Here is an 18,891-nt window from a genome sequence, read left to right as displayed (position 1 = left end):
GGTTTTAGTTTAGTTATTACTTAATAATTTTGTGCGCTTTATTTAAGGCACAAAAAACTTTATTGTTTGTATACCTTGTTGAGATTCAATTTTACCAATATAAATACCTTTAGTAGAAGGTGATTTTATATATAATAAATCGCTATTGTTTTTTAATGATTCACGAATTACCCTGCCTGTTAAGTCATAGATTGTAACTTTACTGTTTACAGGCGCATTTTTAATCTTAATAAAACCATTCTGCAGTATCCATTTTAATTTATTTTCCAACGACTTCTCCGTGGAAAGTGTTGGAGTGGCTACACCGTGTATATTAACATCTGCAAGACAAATGGTTTTTCCTGTTGCCTCATTGCTATACCACGGATAAATTCGAAGTTTTAAAGTTTCTCCATATGCAAGCTTTAAAGTAGGGATTTTTGAAACGGCATACATGGTATTGGCTGTCATACTTGAAAACTCTTCAATGACCGATGTTGTTGCAAAATCGTCTGTAGAATAGGAAATGCGACAACGCATACCATTACCACCGGCTCCACCAACATATAACCTTATTTTATCAATATTCAACTCTGTTCCCTCACTTGCTGAAATTCCAAACTGTATATAGCGCGTAGATACCTCATCAATTTCTCCGGCAGGCCAAACATCACCATCTATTAGGTTTCTTTGTGTTTTTCTGGTTGTATCGTAACCACTGTCTTCTGGCCAGGTTGTATTTGAGTTAGGGGCAGAATACCGTTGCACATACATATTACTGTGGGATTCATCAAGAGGAATGGCAGGGCCTTCTAAAACATAACTATCATCTGCTGATAGTTCCCAAAGCAGGTTCACTTCGGTACCACCGGTTAACTCAATGAAATTAGCGGTTAAGGGGATTTCTTTGGTAACTGTTCCATTGGTTACGGTAACTGTTCCATCTTTAGTACCTCCAATCGACTGAGATACTGAAATATAAAATTTTGAGAATTCAAGATTGTTGTTTACATAATCCATAGTAATGGACGAAGTAAATGTGTCGGTTTTATCAGCCGCTATTAAAAAACCATCGCTTACAGAAAGTGTAAATGTTCCTGAAGCTGGCTCAAGGTCAAACCCCGTTATGGTAAATTCTTTGGTGAGAGTCTGTCCGGTATAGGCATCACCAAAATCACAATTACTTGGGTTGATTAATACATCGGTTGACGTATTAATATATTCAGCCAAAATATTTTGACTTGTCATGTCCTGAGCACATAACCTAGCAACCAATGTTGCTCCCAATGCATTAGGGTGAGTAGAGTCAGAAGATACAAAAAGTTGAGCAGTAGCTTCAGCATCACCATAAGATTCTAGCAACCCTTTTGTTAATGTGGTCAAGTCGATTAGCTTAACATTTTTTTCCGTAGCAACTTCTTGCATGGCGTAACTATAGTCATATGTGTGGTCTGATTCAGGGACACCAAAATTTTCTCCTAAATCATGGCGTCCTTTGCGTGTGATAGTGCCGCCGCTAAAATACTTTCTACACATGGGTGTCGCTAAAATAGGTGTAGCCCCTAAAGCACGTGTTTCGTCAATGTACTTTCTAAGGTATTCTTTATAAGTACCTTGAGCCGATGTACCACGATAGTCTGTTCCATTTATTGGATTGTTGGGGTCGGTTCCACCATCCAGGCCACCATTTTTCTCATCGTTATGTCCAAATTGAATGATAACGTAATCACCACTTGCTATTTGTTGTTTTACAGTTGCCCAATAAGGTGATTCCAGATAAAAGCTTTTGCTACTGGCTCCACTTTTTGCACGGTTGTTAACAGAAACATCTGATGTGAAAAACTGTTGGAACATCATAGACCAACCTCTTTTGTCCGTAGTATTTTCATCATAATCGGCCATTGTAGAATCGCCAATGGTATGTAAGGTAATTTGTGCATTTGCAAAAATAATATTGCAAAACGCAAAAACTCCAATGAGTAATTTTAATACTGATTTCATTTTTAGCTTAGTTAAAAGGATGAAATACTTGTATTTCATCCTTATTTCTGTTGAGGTAAATTAAGTTTTGAACCTTAATTTTTATAAATTTTAATAGCGCCTAATTTGCCATCGACCTTGTAAAGAACTATATAGATTCCTGATTTTAACCATTTAATATCGATTTCTTTGGAGGTATTTGTTTTATGAACGCTTTGGCCTAACATATTGTAAATTTCAAGGTTTTCAAGGTTGCCATTAATTTTTAGCATACCGTATTCAACCAAAACCTTATCATCTATACTTAAGCTGGAATCGACAGTAATAGACCCAGTACCTGTAAGTAAGCCAGGATGTGTTGAAGCATCGTAAGTGCCATCTCCGAGCGAAGAGCCGTTTAAAGTAAATTGTTGTACCGTAACCGCTACATTTAAAACAGCTGTAGCATTACCAGCAATATTCATATTTAGAACATTACCAGCACATTTTGCATGATTGAAAATAGCTTGGTTGTTTTCACCCAAATCGATTAAAGCATTTCCAAAGGCATTTTCTGCCAAACCGTTAATGGCTGAATAGCCACTTGCATTGTAAGCTGCAATGGTTAAGTCCCATATTCCAGTAAAATTACTGTTATCTCCCCCTAAATTCGCTGTAGCACTATTGGCAATATCTCTTGTGTTTCGTACAGATACTTTATAATTTCCGGAAAACGTTCCTGGCAATTCCATGGTACTACCGGCAACATTGGCACTATTCATAAAAAGGGAAATATCGCCTTCTAATATAATATTGGCATCCAAATAAAAGCCTGTTCCACTTGTAGCATAAGAAATATTAGTGCCTTGGTACATGGTAATTGGGCCTAAACATTCAGAATCTTGTCGTCTTAAGCGAATACTTCCAGCATTTTGCACGTACATATCGCCAGCAAATGGGGCGCTTTGAGCTTCAATGGTTACGCCATCAACAATAACCTTTTCTCCTGCTTCAGGCAATAATGCTGGAGAATAATTATTAGCATCGTCCCAATTTCCTCCAAGAAACGTAAATTCACTTGGCCTTCCAATAATTATTTTACCAGAACCAGTAATGGTTGAGGCATTTGTAGTAGCATCATATTGTCCAATGGGTTGTATAACACCGTCAATATACCATTCACTAATAGTAATATCTTGGTTAAGCACTAATTGTCCAGAGCCTTCTGTATAAAGTGCTGTATTAACATCAATAGCATTACTAGTGTCAATAGTTAGAGTTCCGCTTGTTTTTACCGTTATTTTTCCTGAAGTCCCTAGGGCACTTTCAACTTTAGCTTGTAAATCTCCAGATTCAATAACGATATCTCCGGTAAAGCCCGTATTTCCATTGCTAAGTTGAGAAATTCCAGAACCTACTTTAGTAATTTGATGCACACCAATAAGGGCAGCTGTAATATCAAGGTTATTTGAGGCATCAATACTTACATCACCTTTGGTTTTAATTGTTCCTGCAAAAGAGACATTTGCAGCAGAAGAAAGCGTTGATTGGTTTAATGTTAATAGGGTTGCAGAGCTATTGGCTGAAACATCTACTGTTGCTCCATTTACTAAATTTAAATCGGCTGCAAAATTTCCTCCGTTGGCATCTATGGTTATACTGCCATCAACATTTGCAACTTCAGAAGTAGCAGGTACACCGTCAGGGTTCCAGTTATTAGCTTCCATCCATCCATTATTGGCAGCTCCGCCATCCCAATCAAAAACTGTTACTGTCGGTGCTATTGCTGTCGGATCCCAGTTGTCAGTACCAGCCAAAACGATTTCAGGTTCGTATAAGTCAGCTTCCGTTTGATCAACCATAGCTCTCAAACCTGCCCAATCTGCTCTTCCGCTCATATCGGCACCAGCACCAGTATTCATCCATTCATATAAATGAAGCTCTGTACTAGTATCTGAATATTCCATGTTCCATTTATCGCCCCAGCCTTCTGGATGGATAAAATCAGGCATATTACAATACAGCCAAGCTACCTTTGGATATTCATGCCAAGGACGACCGAAACGAACAAGGGCTCCATCATCACCAGATCTCGGACTGTTATCCTGATAGGTTAAATTACACTCATAAAATACAAATCCATAATCTTGGTTAATTGTTGATGATGGTGCTGTAATCCAGCCTCCGCCATAGCTTCTAATTTCACATTTATTGAAGAACCCTACTCCTCTACCGTAGATATAATCGGTACGGCCCAAAATCATACAGGTCTCGAAATAAGCACGTGATGCTTCTGCCATCCAAAAATAAATAGTGTCTTGATAGGCTTTAATATCACAGTTCACAAAAACATTTCGGTCAGCTTGGAGTGTTATGGCTTGGGCTTGGCCAACAGGGTCAGCAGTATTTTGGATAGTTAAATTCTCGGCTCTAAAATCGTTGGCTTGAATGGTTAGGGTTGCAGCGGTTCTTACTAAGTCGCTATTACTATCCCAAAGCGCTACTTTTTCATCAGGACATAGTCCGTCTCCACCGTCATTACAATTGTAAATATCGTAAGAAATAATGGTTTCCGCTCTACTCTCACCAATTAGTGTAATATTGGTTTTGTTGGCAGGAATGATTAGCTTTTCTTGGTCGTACAGCCCACGTTTTACATAAATAATTGTAGGTGTGCCAGCCGGTGTGGCATCAAAAGCTGCTTGAATTGAAGTGAAGTCCCCCGTGCCATTAATGTCGACGACAATATCAGGACTGAAACTTTGTGCATAACCTGTTATTGATAACAATAGGCTAATAAAAAAGAAGCTTGTTTTTTTAATTGATTTCATAAGTAATAAGTAGTTTTTGTTTAATATAGTATAGTTTTATAGCGGTTAAATTATCTCAAGAAAATATGAGGTTGTAATCGATTACAAAGTTATATGGTAATTTAGAATAAGGTGGGGTCAAATTACAATTTAAAGGGGGGTATATAACAGAACACAGGATTTTTGGGGCTATATTGTGTTGAAAATAAATTATATATCCTTTATTTGAGTTAATTTTTAAAAGGCATTTGTAAATGCTCATGTTAGTTGTTTTTTAATATTTTTTAGTTTTATTAGTTTACCTTTTAGAACCAATTTGAATGAAACTAGTCGGAAAATTTTACTTTTTACTAATAATGTTTTTTGGGGTTTTCCATGAATTGGAAGGTCAGCAAAATTTCTCGGTGGAACACTTTTTGGTTGAAGATGGTCTTCCTCACAATACAATAAGCCAAATTATCCAAGACAAAAAAGGGTTTATTTGGTTGGCCACTTTTAATGGGCTTAGTAAATATGACGGATATACTTTTCAGAACTTCAAGCCGCAATCGTCTGATAAAGTTTTGATGAAGAATAACCGCATAGATAAAATTTCAGAGGACGAATATGGTCGTATCTGGATACAGTCTAACTCAAATAAGGCAAACACATATTGTTTTGATCCTAAAAACGAAACGTTTTGGAGTACTGAGTTAATTCCAGATTTGCCGAAAGAAGGATTTGTGCATAGTAGTGTAAAAACAAGTAAATCTGGGTTGGTCTGGCTGCTTTCTGAAACGGATGGATGTATTTTAGTTTCAGACTCTTCGTTTAATACCAAAGTATACAGTAAAAGGCTAAATACCCTTAATGCTTCGGCTGTACATTCGGTTTATGAAGACGCACAAAAAAACTCATGGCTGCTAACCAATAATGGACTAACGCTTTTAACGAAAAATAAATTAAATGACCCTTATTACTATTTTTCAAACCCAGCGGGGCAAGCCAAGTCTTTTTACACAACAGTAGAGTTTGATGATGAGATTTGGTTTGGAGGGGCTAACGGAACAATAGCCAAATATTCAAAACGCGGCCGTTCTTTTAGAACGCAAAAAATTGAACTGGATGCTCATATTACATGGATGAAAAAGCTTGATCAACAAACCGTTTTAGCGTTTACAGACCAAGAAGGGTTTTGTACTGTAAATATTTACAATGGCGACATTCAGTATTATAATTCAGAAACGCTACCAGGTCTTAAAACCAAAGATATGTCTCCAGTGGCTCTGACACAAAATAGACGATTATGGTTTTTAAGCAACGAAGAAACAGGCATCAACCTTTTTGATTTCTCTACGCAACAACTTTATTCTTATTCGTCTAACATTCATGGCTTAGAGATTCCAGCGGCAATTCCAAGGTCTTATGTTTTTACCGACTATATGGGCGATATTTGGGTACAGCCCCGTGGTGGTGGGTTTTCAAAATTTAACCCAGACAATCATGAACTTAAACCATTTGATTATAAAGGGTATTTCCCTAAAGGGAATTTTTCAAATAGTTTTCTAGCTGCTTTTTTCGATAAGCAAGGCAATTTGTGGTACAGTACGAGGTCATCAGGGTTGGTTAAAGTGGTGTTTAGCGAAAATAACTTTAAAACTACTAGCGTTATTAATGAATTTATTCCATCTTCAGTAAATGATGTTAGGGCGATTTTTCAGGACAAAGAAGGAAATGTTTGGGTCGCTAACAAACAGAACCAAATAGTCCTTTTAGATAAAGACTTAAATAAAATTGGTCACCTTTCTCCATCAGGACAATTAATTGAAAATGCTAAATGGAATAAGCCTGCTTACAAGATAATACAAGACAGCCAATCGAATATTTGGATTGGAACCCGAGGTGATGGCCTCTATAAATTAACTCCTCAAGAAGTTCCTTTTTCATATAAAGTTATTCATTTCAAAGAAGATGAGTCAAATCCTTATAGTATAAGCAGCAATGATATTTACAGTATATTCCAAGATAAAAGTAATCGCATATGGATAGGAACTTTTGATGGCGGAGTTAATCTTGTTGACAACAACGCAAATGGTGAAACCCATTTTATCAACTATAAAAATGAATGGAGAAATTATCCCATTGATGATTTTAATAAAGTCCGCTGTATAAACCAAACACCAGAAGGGTTATTATGTGCAGGAGCCACCAATGGGTTGCTTGTTTTTAATCCTAACGGTATATTAAATCCCCAAGCTGAGATTAAGAGATATGAAGCTGGTTTTGATGGGACAAATATTGGATTAAACGGAAATGATGTTATTGATATATGTATCACCAAAAAGGAAGAGATTTTTATAGCAACAACCTCTGGAGGTATTAACAAAGTGACTGGAAAAGATTCTTTAGGCTTTCCTTTAACATTCAAAAGCTTTACTAAAAGTGACGGTTTACCATCCGATAATATACTATCCCTATTGGAGGATGTTGACGGCAAAATATGGATAGCAACCGATTATACTTTATCACGCTTTAACCCTGAGCAAGAATTTTTTGAAGTTTTCCATGAAGTGAAATCAATTATTTCGAATAACAATTTTTCTGAGGCCACTAGCATACAATTAAGTTCTGGTAAACTGATGTTTGGTTACTCAGAGGGAGTTTTACACTTCTTTCCCGGGTACATTAAAACCAATAATTATGTGCCTTATTTAGCGTTATCCAATTTCAAGTTGTTTAACCAAAAAGTATCTATTAACGAAGACGCTCCATTGAGGATATCTTTAGACCAAAGTGAAACGTTGGTTTTATCTCATAATCAAAATTTCTTTACCATTGAGTTTGCTGCACTTGATTATAAGAATCCAGAAAATATTAATTATACTTACAAACTAGAGGGGTTCGATAAAAACTGGAATTACAGTCAAACACACGGTGCAGCAACCTACACTAATGTTCCTAAAGGGGAATATGTTTTTAAGGTAAAGTCTACCAATAGCCAAGGTGTTTGGACAAACAACCAACGCAAGCTACCAATAATCATTAAGCCTTCTATATGGAATACCAATTTAGCCTATGTGCTGTATGTGCTGGCCTTTATTGCTGCTGTTTTACTGGTTAACCATGCAATAATTACAATATACCGATTAAAAACTAAAGTAAAACTCGAGAAAGAAATGTCTAATATGAAACAAAAGTTTTTTATTGACATTTCCCATGAATTGCGTACCCCATTAACTCTTATTTCATCACCTATAGAATATTTGTTAAATGATAGTAGGACTCCAGAATCCATAAAAAAACAACTGTCATTTATAGCGCATAGTTCAAATAGGTTACAGCGTTTGGTCAATCAAATTCTGGATTTCCGTAAAATAGAGGAAACAAAAATGAAAGTTTCAGAAATAAACCTGGTTTCTTTCGTAAAAGATATTTTTGACGATTTTTCTGAAGTGGCAAAAGAACAAGACATTGATTTTTCCTTTCATAGCAACGCCAACCAAGTTACAATCTGGGCAGATAGGAACGGTCTGGAAAAAATTATTATCAACCTCTTATCAAATGCATTTAAGTACACACCAAAAGGAAAATCCATTGATGTTAAAATAACCAAACATGAAAAAGAATTGGGGTTTCATGTTATCGACCAAGGGATTGGAATTTCAAAGAACAACCAAAACAAACTCTTTAATCGATTTGTTTCATTCAATAATAAAAGTAACAATCCTAGTACGGGCATTGGGCTGTCTTTAGTGAAAGAAATTGCAGATAAGCACCGTGCCAAACTACAGTTTGATAGCGAAGTAGGGAGTGGGAGCTCATTTTCAGTTTATTTTAAGTTGGGTAAAGCGCATTTTTCAGATGAAGTGGATTTTACGGTTGACGTCGAAAAGTCAGATTCAAATTTGGTTGAGCCAACAAAATCGGCAAAACAAGGTGCTGATGAAAAAATTAAAGTTTTGCTGGTTGAAGATGAGCCCGATTTACGGGCGTTCATTAAATCTATCCTCGAAGATGAATATGAAATAATAGAGGCAGAAGACGGTGAGATAGGCTATGCCATGGCTACCAAAGAAACGCCGGCATTTATAATTAGCGATATCATGATGCCGAAGCTAAATGGGGTAGACCTTCTAAAAAAGATTAGAAATAATGTAGAAACAAGTCATATACCCGTAATTCTTTTAACCGCGAAAACCAATATTGAAAGTAAACTTGAAGGTCTTTCCTATGGTGCAGACGATTATATAACGAAACCATTTAGCGTGCCTTATTTCAAAGCAAGGATTGAAAACTTACTTAATCAGCGAAAGCGGCTTCAGGATATTTTTAGTGTTTTCGATAAAAGTGTAAAAAATTATAAACCTATGCCCAGTTTAATAACAGAACGGGATGAAGACATAATGAAAAAAGTAATGCAGACCATTGAAGAAAATATAGATAATAATAATTTTTCAGTAGAAGAATTAGGTTCCATTATAGGGATTAACCGGACTACGTTTGGTAATAAAATAAAAAGTTTGACAGGCTTAACCCCAGTTGAATTCATTAGGGATATAAGGTTGAAGCGAGCGGAACAACTTATTGTAGATACACAATTATTGATAAAACAAGTGGCCGAAATGACGGGCTTTTCAGATATGAAATATTTCAGTAAAAGTTTCAAAAAGAAATATGGAGTCGCTCCAATAGAATACAGAAAACAGAATAAGTAGGTTGAAGTTTTTAATAATTAGAATACTTAAATTGCATAGTGTTTTTTAATTAGAGCAGCAGGGAAGACCATAAACAAGTAGGATACGCTTTAGTCTATCACAAAAGTTGTATTTAGGTAAAATTGGATTAAGGTTTCTTAGAAAGACGATGATTTTTCCAATCTAGAGCTAAGTAATTAGAAAACCGATTTGCCTTAAAAGGCCATTGACTTTTTTTGTGGTCTAAAGCGACGGTGCACTCCAGAAAATTCAATGGATGCAATAGGAGGCTCTAAGCCCCCTTAATAAACTACTTTACTTTTTAATATTCGAAGAATCCCTAACCACTAATTCAGCGTCTAAAATAATTTTATTTAAACTTTGTTTAATTACAGGTTGTTGGGCGTACTCTAAAAAGCGTTTGGCCGCTTGTTTCCCTATTCCAGCACTATGTTGGTTAATGCTGGTAATACTTGGGGTTACAAGTGCGGTAAAAGGCTCGTCTCCAAAACCAACCAAAGCCATCTCTTCGGGAACCTTTATATTATGTTTTTTTAAAACCTCTAAAGCACCAAGGGCAGCATTGTCGCTGGCCACATAAACAGCGTCTGGTCTATTGTTTAGTTTTAGAAGCTGTTCCATTTTTTCGCTCCCGTCCTCTATGTTAAGATGGCTTTCAATAAGCAGTTCTTTGTCAAGGGGTAAGTTGTGCTTTTTCAGGGCATCGAGGTAGCCTTTTATACGGTTATTAAATATCCGGGTGTGCCGATAACCACCAATATGGGCAATGCGTTTGCAGCCCTGTTCAACTAAATGCTCCACAATCATATGGCTGCTGTGGTAATCATTAATCCCTATATAATCTACATCCAAATCATTTTCACCACGGTCAAATAAAATTAAGGGGATTCCTTTCGATTTTATCTTTTCGTAATAATCTAACTCAATAGTTTCGTTGGCCATAGAGGCAATAATGCCGTCCACTTGGGTAAAAAGTAAGGTGTCAATATTATTGCATTCCTTTTTGTACGATTCGTTAGATTGGGTCATTATAATACTATACCCTTCCTTGTTAAGAACTTCTTCTATATTTTGGATAACCGACGAGAAAAAATTACTGTTGGTTCGGGGTACAATAACGCCCACCAACTTACTTTTTCCTTTCCTAAGGGCACTGGCCAAGTGGTTAGGTTGGTAGTTTAAGTTTTTTGCTACCTGCTTAACGGCCTGTTTGGTTTTTTCGCTAATGCGCGAATCGTCATGCAAGGCTTTAGAAACTGCCGCAGTCGATATGTTTAACACATTCGCAATATCTTTTATGGTGGTTTTTCTTTTGATATTTAAATTTTTTATATATTTGCTTAATCGATTAAGCAAATATAGTGCGATAATTTTTATAATCAAAACTTAATTAACTTTAGTGAGATTGCGGGTTATTGCAGTTTTTTAAGAGGTTTGTTTAAACGTTTAACTTATTCTTTAATTAAAACTAAATACAATTCAAAAATGAAAAAAGTAGTCACTTTTGGGGAAATTATGCTTCGTTTGGCACCTCAAGGATTTTTAAGATTTTCGCAAGCTAACAACTTCGATGTAGTTTATGGTGGTGGAGAATCAAATGTTGCGGTATCTTTAGCCAATTATGGTGTTCCTGTAGATTTTGTTACACGTTTACCAAAAAATGATATTGGTGAATGTGCCATGATGGAAATGCGTAAAAGAGGTGTAAATGTCGATAAGATTGTTTGGGGTGGAGACCGTTTGGGGATTTACTTTTTAGAAACCGGAGCCGTTTCAAGAGGTTCAAAAGTAGTTTACGATAGAGCACATTCTGCCATGTCTGAAATCAAATCAGGAATGATTGATTGGGACGAAGTTTTCGAAGGTGTTGAGTGGTTCCACTGGACAGGTATTACACCTGCAATCTCTCAAGGTGCTGCCGATGTGTGTTTAGAAGCTGTAAAAGCTGCTAGCGCAAAAGGCGTTACTATTTCAACCGATTTGAACTACCGTGCTAAACTATGGAAATACTGTGACGATGCACATAGAGAAGCTGTTATGACCGAATTGACTTCTTACTGTGATGTAGTTTTAGGAAACGAAGAAGATGCCGAAATGCACTTTGGTATCAAACCAGAAGGTATTAGCGTACAAACTGAAGGGCACAACGTAAAAGCTGAAGCTTTCCTTTCTGTTTGTAAGCAAATGATGGAGAAATTCCCTAGAGCTAAAAAAGTAATTACTACACTAAGAGGTTCTATTTCTGCTTCTCACAATACATGGGCTGGTGTATTATACGATGGAGAAAAAATGTACGAAACACGTCAGTACCAAATTACCGATATTGTTGATAGAGTTGGTGGTGGTGATTCGTTTATGGGTGGATTAATCTATGGATTGTTAAAATACCCGGAAGACGATCAAAACGCACTTGATTTCGCTGTTGCTGCATCTTGTCTAAAACACACGATTAAAGGTGATGCGAACTTGGTTACTGTAGCCGAAGTTGAAAAACTTATGGGCGGTGACGCTTCGGGTCGTGTAGCAAGATAAAAAAAGAGTTTAGAGCTAGAAGGATGAAGTAGGAGCCTTCCAACTTCTTGCTTCTAGCTTCCAGCATAATTATAAACTTCGGAACTTCCAACTTCGGACTTCCGACTTAAAACAAAGAAATGGCACAATTTTCAAGATTAGAAGTGGCACAAGCCATGAAAGACACGGGGATGATTCCGTTGTTTTTCAATAGCGATATAGAATTAAGTAAAAAAGTATTAAAAGCGTGTTACGACGGTGGCGCTCGTTTAATGGAGTTTACTGCACGTGGCGATTTTGCTCACGAAGTTTTTGGCGAATTAACAAAATACGCCATTAAAGAATTGCCTGGAATGATTATGGGTGTTGGTTCTGTCACCGATGGTGCAGCAGCATCATTGTACATGGCTCTTGGCGCGAATTTTATTGTAACTCCAGTGTTAAGGGAAGACATCGCTATAGCGTGTAACCGCAAAAAAGTATTGTGGTCGCCAGGTTGTGGTACCTTATCCGAAATTGCTAGAGCAGAGGAATTGGGTTGCGAAATCGTAAAACTATTCCCTGGTGATATTTATGGCCCACAGTTTGTAAAAGGTATAAAAGGCCCACAACCATGGACCAGCATTATGCCAACAGGTGGTGTATCACCAACCGAAGAAAATTTAAAAGGTTGGTTCGACGCCGGTGTAACCTGTGTTGGAATGGGGTCTAAATTAATTTCAAAAGATATTATTGCCAATAAAGACTACGCCAAATTAGAGCAGGATGTTAAGAACGCTTTAAGCATAGTAAAAAAAGTTAGAGGCTTTTAATACAAGTTTGCGTTAAAAACATGTTAAACCTAAAAACCTTCTCGAGTGTCGGGAAGGTTTTCTTTTTTTACTCACTTTAATTTTGTTACATTTGGCAACTCATAAAAAATAATACAACGAAATGAAAATAATGAAATTTTTAAGTTTAGTAGCACTTGTTTTGATTGTGGTGTCTTGTAACGGTAAAAGTGGTGTAACCAACAAACCATTAAAAACAGAGTTGGACTCGGTTAGCTATGCTATTGGTTTAGATGTAGCCAACAATGTAAAGCGAACTTTTGATGAAGGTTTTGATAACGATTTGTTCATTCAAGGTTTTGTAAATGCTTCCGATTCAACTGATCTTCAAATTGATGCCACTAAAGCACAGCAAATCGTTAGAGCTTACTTCCAAAAGAAGCAACAAGAAGAAATGGCAAAAAGAAAGGAAGAAGGAGAAAAAAACAAAGTTGAAGGCGAAAAATTCTTAGCAGAAAACAAAAATAAAGAAGGCGTTGTTACTACCGAAAGTGGTTTACAATATATCGTTTTAAAAGAAGGTGAAGGCGAAATGCCAACAGCAGATTCTAAGGTTAAAGTACACTACCACGGTACTCTGCTTGATGGAACGGTGTTTGATAGCTCTGTTGATAGAGGTGAACCTGCAGAATTTGGTGTAGGCCAAGTAATTAAAGGATGGACTGAAGGTTTACAATTAATGAAAGAAGGGGCCAAATACAAATTCTTTATTCCTCAAAACCTAGCTTATGGTGCAAACCCAAGACCAGGAGGAGCGATTAAGCCATATGCAACATTGGTTTTTGATGTTGAATTGATTGAGGTAAAATAAAGCATACCTTTTACAATAAATAAAATTAAAGAGCAGGAAGGTTGTCTTCCTGCTTTTTTGTTGCAGCTATTTGGGCTGCAGTAAATTTCAAGTTGTAAATTTGCAAAAACAAAAAACATTATAAATGAGCCATAAAGCAGGTTTTGTAAATATTATCGGGAACCCCAATGTGGGCAAATCAACATTGATGAATGCCTTTGTGGGCGAAAAGCTATCCATAATTACATCGAAAGCTCAAACTACGCGTCACCGAATTCTAGGTATAGTAAACGGCGATAATTTTCAAGTGGTTTTAAGCGATACACCTGGCATAATAAAACCCGCTTATGAGTTGCAGGAGTCGATGATGGACTTTGTGAAATCTGCCTTTGAAGATGCCGATGTGTTGCTCTATATGGTAGAAATAGGTGAAAAGGAATTAAAGGACGAAGCCTTTTTCAATAAAATAACGCAATCTAAAATACCGGTTTTATTATTGCTCAATAAAATTGACACGTCTAACCAAGAACAGTTGGAAGAGCAGGTGCAACTTTGGGCAGAAAAAGTGCCCAATGCCGAGATTTTTCCTGTTTCGGCCTTAGAAGGATTCAATGTAAAAGAAGTCTTTAACAGAATTATTGATTTACTTCCAGAATCACCACCGTTTTATCCAAAAGATCAATTAACAGATAAACCGGAACGTTTTTTCATAAACGAAACCATTCGCGAAAAAATTCTGCTTCATTATAAAAAAGAAATCCCGTATGCCGTTGAAGTAGAAACCGAAGAATTTTTTGAGGAAGAAAATATCATCCGGGTACGTTCGGTAATTATGGTAGAGCGCGACACCCAAAAAGGCATTATTATTGGGCATAAAGGCAGTGCGTTAAAGCGTGTGGGCATGGAGGCCAGAAAAGATTTGGAGGCGTTTTTCGGTAAACAGATCCATATAGAACTTTATGTAAAAGTGAACAAAAATTGGCGAAGTAATCAAAACCAGTTAAGGCGTTTTGGTTATAATACCAAATAGGGCACAAAAGCTAACGCTAACTTGTTGGTTAAGTAACATTTACTTAATGTTATTGATTCATATTTGCAGCAATCAAATTTGTTTATCACGTTTTGAGTTAGTTAGTTTTTAAAGCTTTAATTGGTCTTTTCTTCGCATTCAATTAAGGCTTTTTTTTTGTTTAAAACAGAATGCATAAAGTTATTTAAAGCAACCATATCTTGTTTGCTAGAAGCTTTTCCTATACTTCCGGCAAAATACAAGCCAATCCATATTACAATCATTAGTAACATAATACTAAGCTGTAAAGCATAACTTTGCTTTAGCGACCAATTGGAATAAGCCCAAATAGCAAATGCTACGAAAATAACTGCGACTATAAAGTGAAGAAACATGAAGAGCGTCCAAACGGTAGGGTTTGGTCCAAATAACCCGTAAAGCATGCATGAGTCTTGGTTTACTTCATTGATTTCCAAATGTAGCTGAGGTGACCAAAAGTGTTGCTTTTCCTTAGGGAACTTTATAAAAACATGATCGTCAACACGATTTACAATAAAATCCGATTGTGTTGATTTAGCGTTTTCAAAGTCATCTAAAACAATCGTATTGCTCCTCGGAATTTCAAATTTAAATCGAGGTCTTAAAACAATATCATTAGGTAATGCCATAAGTTTAATAATTGGTATTGTAAATTACTATTTTTTATTCAAATGCGGCTTAAGTATTATTCATCAAAAAACGAAAAGAGCATTGGTATATTTCCTATTTTTGCAAAAGTTTTCAGGAGGCCTTTTTTGGCGTTTAAACATTCAGCCTGATACCATTAAATTTTAAGTATGAGCAATATCGTAGCTATAGTAGGACGCCCCAATGTTGGTAAATCCACTTTTTTTAATCGATTAATTCAGCGGAGAGAGGCCATTGTTGATGCCGTAAGTGGCGTAACACGCGATCGTCATTATGGCAAAACCGATTGGAACGGTAGGGAGTTTTCGTTAATCGATACCGGTGGATATGTCGTTGGCAGTGATGATATTTTTGAAGCCGAAATCGACAAACAGGTAGAGTTGGCTATCGATGAAGCCGATGCCATAATTTTTATGGTTGATGTGGAATCGGGTGTGACTGGAATGGATGAAGATGTCGCCAATTTGCTCAGAAAAGTTAAGAAGCCTGTGTTTTTAGTGGTGAATAAAGTAGATAACGCCAAGCGTGCTGAAGACGCCGTAGAATTCTATGCGTTGGGATTGGGCGATTATTTCACTATTGCCAGTATAAATGGAAGTGGTACTGGTGATCTTTTGGATGCTGTTGTTAAGGCACTTCCGGAAAAAGAAGAAGTTATTGAAGAGGAATTGCCTCGTTTTGCTGTAGTGGGGCGCCCAAATGCTGGAAAGTCATCATTTATAAATGCATTAATTGGTGAAGACCGATATATCGTAACCGATATTGCCGGAACAACAAGAGATGCTATAGATACCAAATACAACCGTTTTGGTTTTGAGTTTAATTTAGTCGATACGGCCGGAATACGCAGAAAATCTAAAGTAAAAGAAGATTTAGAGTTTTATTCGGTAATGCGCAGTATCCGTGCTATCGAGCATGCTGATGTATGCCTTTTGGTTTTGGATGCCAATAGAGGGTTCGACGGGCAGGTGCAAAACATTTTTTGGTTGGCTGAACGTAACCGAAAAGGGATTGTGATTTTGGTTAACAAGTGGGATTTGGTAGAGAAAGACCACAAATCTGTCAAGGAATACGAAAAGGCTATAAAAAGGCAAATGGAACCATTTACCGATGTGCCAATTGTTTTTATTTCGGCATTGACCAAACAACGTATTTATAAAGCCATCGAAACAGCTGTTGAGGTTTATAAAAACCGTGCTAAAAAGATAAAAACAAGCAAACTTAACGAGGTGTTGCTGCCTATTATTGAAAACTACCCGCCTCCAGCTTATAAGGGTAAATTCGTGAAAATAAAATACATTATGCAATTGCCTACGCCGCAGCCACAGTTTGCTTTTTTCTGTAACTTGCCACAGTACATTAAAGATCCCTATAAACGCTATTTGGAAAATAAACTTCGACAACATTTTGGTTTTCATGGGGTGCCGATAAGTGTTTACATGCGGAAAAAATAAGGGAATTTTTCAAAAATCATATCCTATTCATTGTTTGATTATCGGGTAGATTGATTATTTTTAAGAACTAAAACTAATCAAATGAACCAAATTATAACCTTTGGAGAAGTGCTGATGCGCTTGTCGCCTTTTGGCAATAAAAAATTTATACAAGCTAATACTTTAGAGTTTTATTTTGGAGGTACCGAAGTTAATGTTGGACTTTCCATTGCACATTTTGGAGGACATGTAAAACACATTACAGCCATTTCAGACGATTTTATTGGTGATACCGCCATTGCTTACCTTAATAAATTCGATTTGGATACTACGGCCATTGTACGGTCAAACAGGCCGCTGGGCGTATATTTTCTTGAAGTGGGCGCTGTTATGAGGCCTAGTTCCATTTCCTATAACCGTTCCCATTCGGCATTTTCGAGTATTGAACCAAATATGGTAGATTGGGAAAAGGCATTGCGAAAAGGCAACTGGTTTCATTGGACAGGTATTACTCCGGCTTTAACAAAAGGTGCTTTTGATACGCTAAAGGAAGGACTGAAATTGGCCAAGGAAAAAGGTATGGAAGTTTCTGCCGATCCAACATACAGAAGTGGTTTGTGGAAATACGGTGCCAATCCCAAAGACGCTTTAACCGAGTTGTTGCACTGTTCTACTGTATTTATTGGTGGTATAAATGAGATAAATGAAGTTTTAGATGCCAATTACGGGTATAGTAACGAAGAATTTATTGAAGCCAGTAAAAAACTAATGGAAGCCTTTCCGTCAATCAATAAAGTGTTCGATAAAATTAGAACATCAATAAACGCCTCTTGGCACAAGATTAGGGCCCGAATGTGGAATGGCAAAGAGTTTAGGGAAACGGAAGATTTTGATATTACGCATATTGTGGATAGAATTGGTACAGGCGATGCTTTTGCGGCCGGATTAATTTACGGACTGCAAAATTACGACGATTTTAAATCCATGCAGTTTGCCAGTGCGGCCTGTGCTCTAAAGCATACATATGTTGGCGATGTAAATTACGCTACTACAGAAGAAGTTACTAGAATTTTGGACGGAAATGTTACAGGACGTTTCAATAGATAGTATTCCCTCCTTAAGGGAGGGATAGGGAGGTGTTTTTTATTCTTATTAAAAAGCAAATGCTTCATTTACAGCTTGAATAGAAATTTTTACCGTCATTGAAAGGAAAGAGGAATGCATGACGAAGCAATCCCTCCCTATTAAAACAGACTATTTCAGTCATGCTTCCTTCATAACGACGGTAAAAAGGAATTTTGTTGTTGTAGAATTAGTTAAAAAGACATTACCATCCACCAGAAGCACCGCCACCACCAAAGCCACCGCCACCAAAGCCTCCTCCAAAGCCTCCTCCAGAGGACCATCCGCCGCCGCCAGAGCTGCCGCCCCAGCCCGAAGAACCTCTGCGGTAACTACCGCGCCCCATATTGCTTAAAATAAGCGCTTCCAATAAATCTTGTCCAGCTGAACGATGGCCCCTGTTGCCGCCACCGCCGCCACGTCGGTTTTGCGAAATGGATAGTAGGATGATAATAAATACAAAAATCAAGAAAATAATGGCCCCAATAGGAAATTCGCTTTCATTCGGCTGCCTTGTGCCTTTGTATTCGCCATTTAAAACTTCAAAAATAGCATCAGCACCGCGGTTCAGTCCACCGTAATAATCGCTTTGTTTGAAAAAAGGAATAATGTCTCGCTCTATTATGCGTTTCGAAAGTGCATCGGTCAGTAAATGTTCAATACCGTAGCCTGTATTTATAGCAATTCGTCGGTCGTTTAAAGCAAGTAAAATTAAAATGCCGTTATCTTCTTTGGCTTGCCCAATGCCCCATTTTTGACCCCATTCGGCACCTAAAAAATTAATATTTTCGCCGTTGGTTGAATGTATAATGGCAACAACAATTTGTGTTGAGGTGGTATCAGAATATTTAACCAGCTTTTGCTCTAAACCACCTTTTTGAGTTGTAGATAGTAAGTTGGTGTAATCGTAGACGCTGGTTTGGAATTCGGGTTTTTCAGGGATATCAAACTGTGCAAACGAAGAATTGAAACATAAAAGCCCAACCAACAAGCTAAGAATTACAGATTTACTTGGTAGTTTAAATTGCGACTGGATATTGAACATTGAATACTGCATACTGAGGTGA

The 18,891-nt window shown here is 37.1% G+C and carries 12 protein-coding genes; 7 read left to right on the top strand and 5 right to left on the bottom strand.

The genetic code is table 11. From position 1 onward, the window contains the following. Positions 1 to 42: 42 nt before the first annotated feature. Both GSB9_01392 and GSB9_01391 read right to left on the bottom strand, forming a co-directional pair. Positions 43 to 1,980 carry a GDSL-type esterase/lipase family protein gene (locus GSB9_01392; protein UKM64835.1) on the bottom strand — a complete coding sequence of 646 codons (1,938 nt, stop codon included), beginning with the start codon at positions 1,978 to 1,980 and terminating at the stop codon, positions 43 to 45. 74 nt (positions 1,981 to 2,054) lie between these two features. Then, on the bottom strand, positions 2,055 to 4,769 hold the full coding sequence (locus GSB9_01391; GenBank protein ID UKM64834.1) for a pectinesterase family protein: 2,715 nt from the start codon (positions 4,767 to 4,769) through the stop codon (positions 2,055 to 2,057). Positions 4,770 to 5,068: 299 nt separating this feature from the next. Between GSB9_01391 and GSB9_01389 the strand changes: the two genes are divergently transcribed. After that, positions 5,069 to 9,442, top strand: coding sequence for a response regulator (locus GSB9_01389; protein UKM64832.1), 4,374 nt, complete (start codon positions 5,069 to 5,071; stop codon positions 9,440 to 9,442). A gap of 294 nt (positions 9,443 to 9,736) precedes the next feature. On the opposite strand, the gene GSB9_01388 is transcribed toward GSB9_01389, so the two are convergent. Further along, complete coding sequence (locus GSB9_01388; protein UKM64831.2) at positions 9,737 to 10,798, bottom strand: LacI family transcriptional regulator; 1,062 nt, start codon at positions 10,796 to 10,798, stop codon at positions 9,737 to 9,739. Between the two features lie 129 nt (positions 10,799 to 10,927). Here GSB9_01388 and GSB9_01387 point away from each other — a divergent pair, with 129 nt between their 5' ends. From GSB9_01387 to era, 4 genes are all read left to right on the top strand, one after another. Then, on the top strand, positions 10,928 to 11,974 hold the full coding sequence (locus GSB9_01387; protein ID UKM64830.1) for a sugar kinase: 1,047 nt from the start codon (positions 10,928 to 10,930) through the stop codon (positions 11,972 to 11,974). 119 nt (positions 11,975 to 12,093) lie between these two features. Further along, entirely contained in the window at positions 12,094 to 12,765 is a 672-nt protein-coding gene (locus tag GSB9_01386) for a bifunctional 4-hydroxy-2-oxoglutarate aldolase/2-dehydro-3-deoxy-phosphogluconate aldolase (protein UKM64829.1), read from the top strand. A 121-nt stretch (positions 12,766 to 12,886) separates the two neighbouring features. Continuing rightward, complete coding sequence (locus tag GSB9_01385) at positions 12,887 to 13,594, top strand: FKBP-type peptidyl-prolyl cis-trans isomerase (GenBank protein UKM64828.1); 708 nt, start codon at positions 12,887 to 12,889, stop codon at positions 13,592 to 13,594. A gap of 124 nt (positions 13,595 to 13,718) precedes the next feature. After that, the gene (gene era, locus GSB9_01384) at positions 13,719 to 14,603 is read left to right on the top strand and encodes a GTPase Era (GenBank protein UKM64827.1); all 885 of its coding nucleotides are present in this window, start codon (positions 13,719 to 13,721) and stop codon (positions 14,601 to 14,603) included. Between the two features lie 116 nt (positions 14,604 to 14,719). Here the strand turns inward: era and GSB9_01383 are convergent, their stop codons facing one another. Continuing rightward, positions 14,720 to 15,250, bottom strand: coding sequence for a GTP-binding protein (locus GSB9_01383; protein UKM64826.1), 531 nt, complete (start codon positions 15,248 to 15,250; stop codon positions 14,720 to 14,722). 168 nt (positions 15,251 to 15,418) lie between these two features. Here GSB9_01383 and der point away from each other — a divergent pair, with 168 nt between their 5' ends. After that, positions 15,419 to 16,723, top strand: coding sequence for a ribosome biogenesis GTPase Der (der, locus tag GSB9_01382; GenBank protein ID UKM64825.1), 1,305 nt, complete (start codon positions 15,419 to 15,421; stop codon positions 16,721 to 16,723). 81 nt (positions 16,724 to 16,804) lie between these two features. Continuing rightward, the gene (locus GSB9_01381) at positions 16,805 to 17,809 is read left to right on the top strand and encodes a sugar kinase (GenBank protein ID UKM64824.1); all 1,005 of its coding nucleotides are present in this window, start codon (positions 16,805 to 16,807) and stop codon (positions 17,807 to 17,809) included. Positions 17,810 to 18,029: 220 nt separating this feature from the next. Here the strand turns inward: GSB9_01381 and GSB9_01380 are convergent, their stop codons facing one another. After that, positions 18,030 to 18,881, bottom strand: coding sequence for a TPM domain-containing protein (locus GSB9_01380; GenBank protein ID UKM64823.2), 852 nt, complete (start codon positions 18,879 to 18,881; stop codon positions 18,030 to 18,032). Positions 18,882 to 18,891: the final 10 nt, after the last annotated feature.

Source organism: Flavobacteriaceae bacterium GSB9, from assembly GCA_022749295.1.
In the GTDB taxonomy this organism is placed as follows: domain Bacteria; phylum Bacteroidota; class Bacteroidia; order Flavobacteriales; family Flavobacteriaceae; genus Flavisericum.
Note: the sequence above shows the minus strand (reverse complement) of the source record. Positions and strands in the feature narration are given on the sequence as shown.

What these genes read in the sequence shown, in the direction of transcription:
- GSB9_01392 (UKM64835.1), bottom strand. Translation starts at nt 1,980, where the DNA reads ATGAAATCAGTATTAAAATTACTCATTGGAGTTTTTGCGTTTTGCAAT.
- GSB9_01391 (UKM64834.1), bottom strand. Translation starts at nt 4,769, where the DNA reads ATGAAATCAATTAAAAAAACAAGCTTCTTTTTTATTAGCCTATTGTTA.
- GSB9_01389 (UKM64832.1), top strand. Translation starts at nt 5,069, where the DNA reads ATGAAACTAGTCGGAAAATTTTACTTTTTACTAATAATGTTTTTTGGG.
- GSB9_01387 (UKM64830.1), top strand. Translation starts at nt 10,928, where the DNA reads ATGAAAAAAGTAGTCACTTTTGGGGAAATTATGCTTCGTTTGGCACCT.
- GSB9_01386 (UKM64829.1), top strand. Translation starts at nt 12,094, where the DNA reads ATGGCACAATTTTCAAGATTAGAAGTGGCACAAGCCATGAAAGACACG.
- GSB9_01385 (UKM64828.1), top strand. Translation starts at nt 12,887, where the DNA reads ATGAAAATAATGAAATTTTTAAGTTTAGTAGCACTTGTTTTGATTGTG.
- era (UKM64827.1), top strand. Translation starts at nt 13,719, where the DNA reads ATGAGCCATAAAGCAGGTTTTGTAAATATTATCGGGAACCCCAATGTG.
- GSB9_01383 (UKM64826.1), bottom strand. Translation starts at nt 15,250, where the DNA reads ATGGCATTACCTAATGATATTGTTTTAAGACCTCGATTTAAATTTGAA.
- der (UKM64825.1), top strand. Translation starts at nt 15,419, where the DNA reads ATGAGCAATATCGTAGCTATAGTAGGACGCCCCAATGTTGGTAAATCC.
- GSB9_01381 (UKM64824.1), top strand. Translation starts at nt 16,805, where the DNA reads ATGAACCAAATTATAACCTTTGGAGAAGTGCTGATGCGCTTGTCGCCT.
- GSB9_01380 (UKM64823.2), bottom strand. Translation starts at nt 18,881, where the DNA reads ATGCAGTATTCAATGTTCAATATCCAGTCGCAATTTAAACTACCAAGT.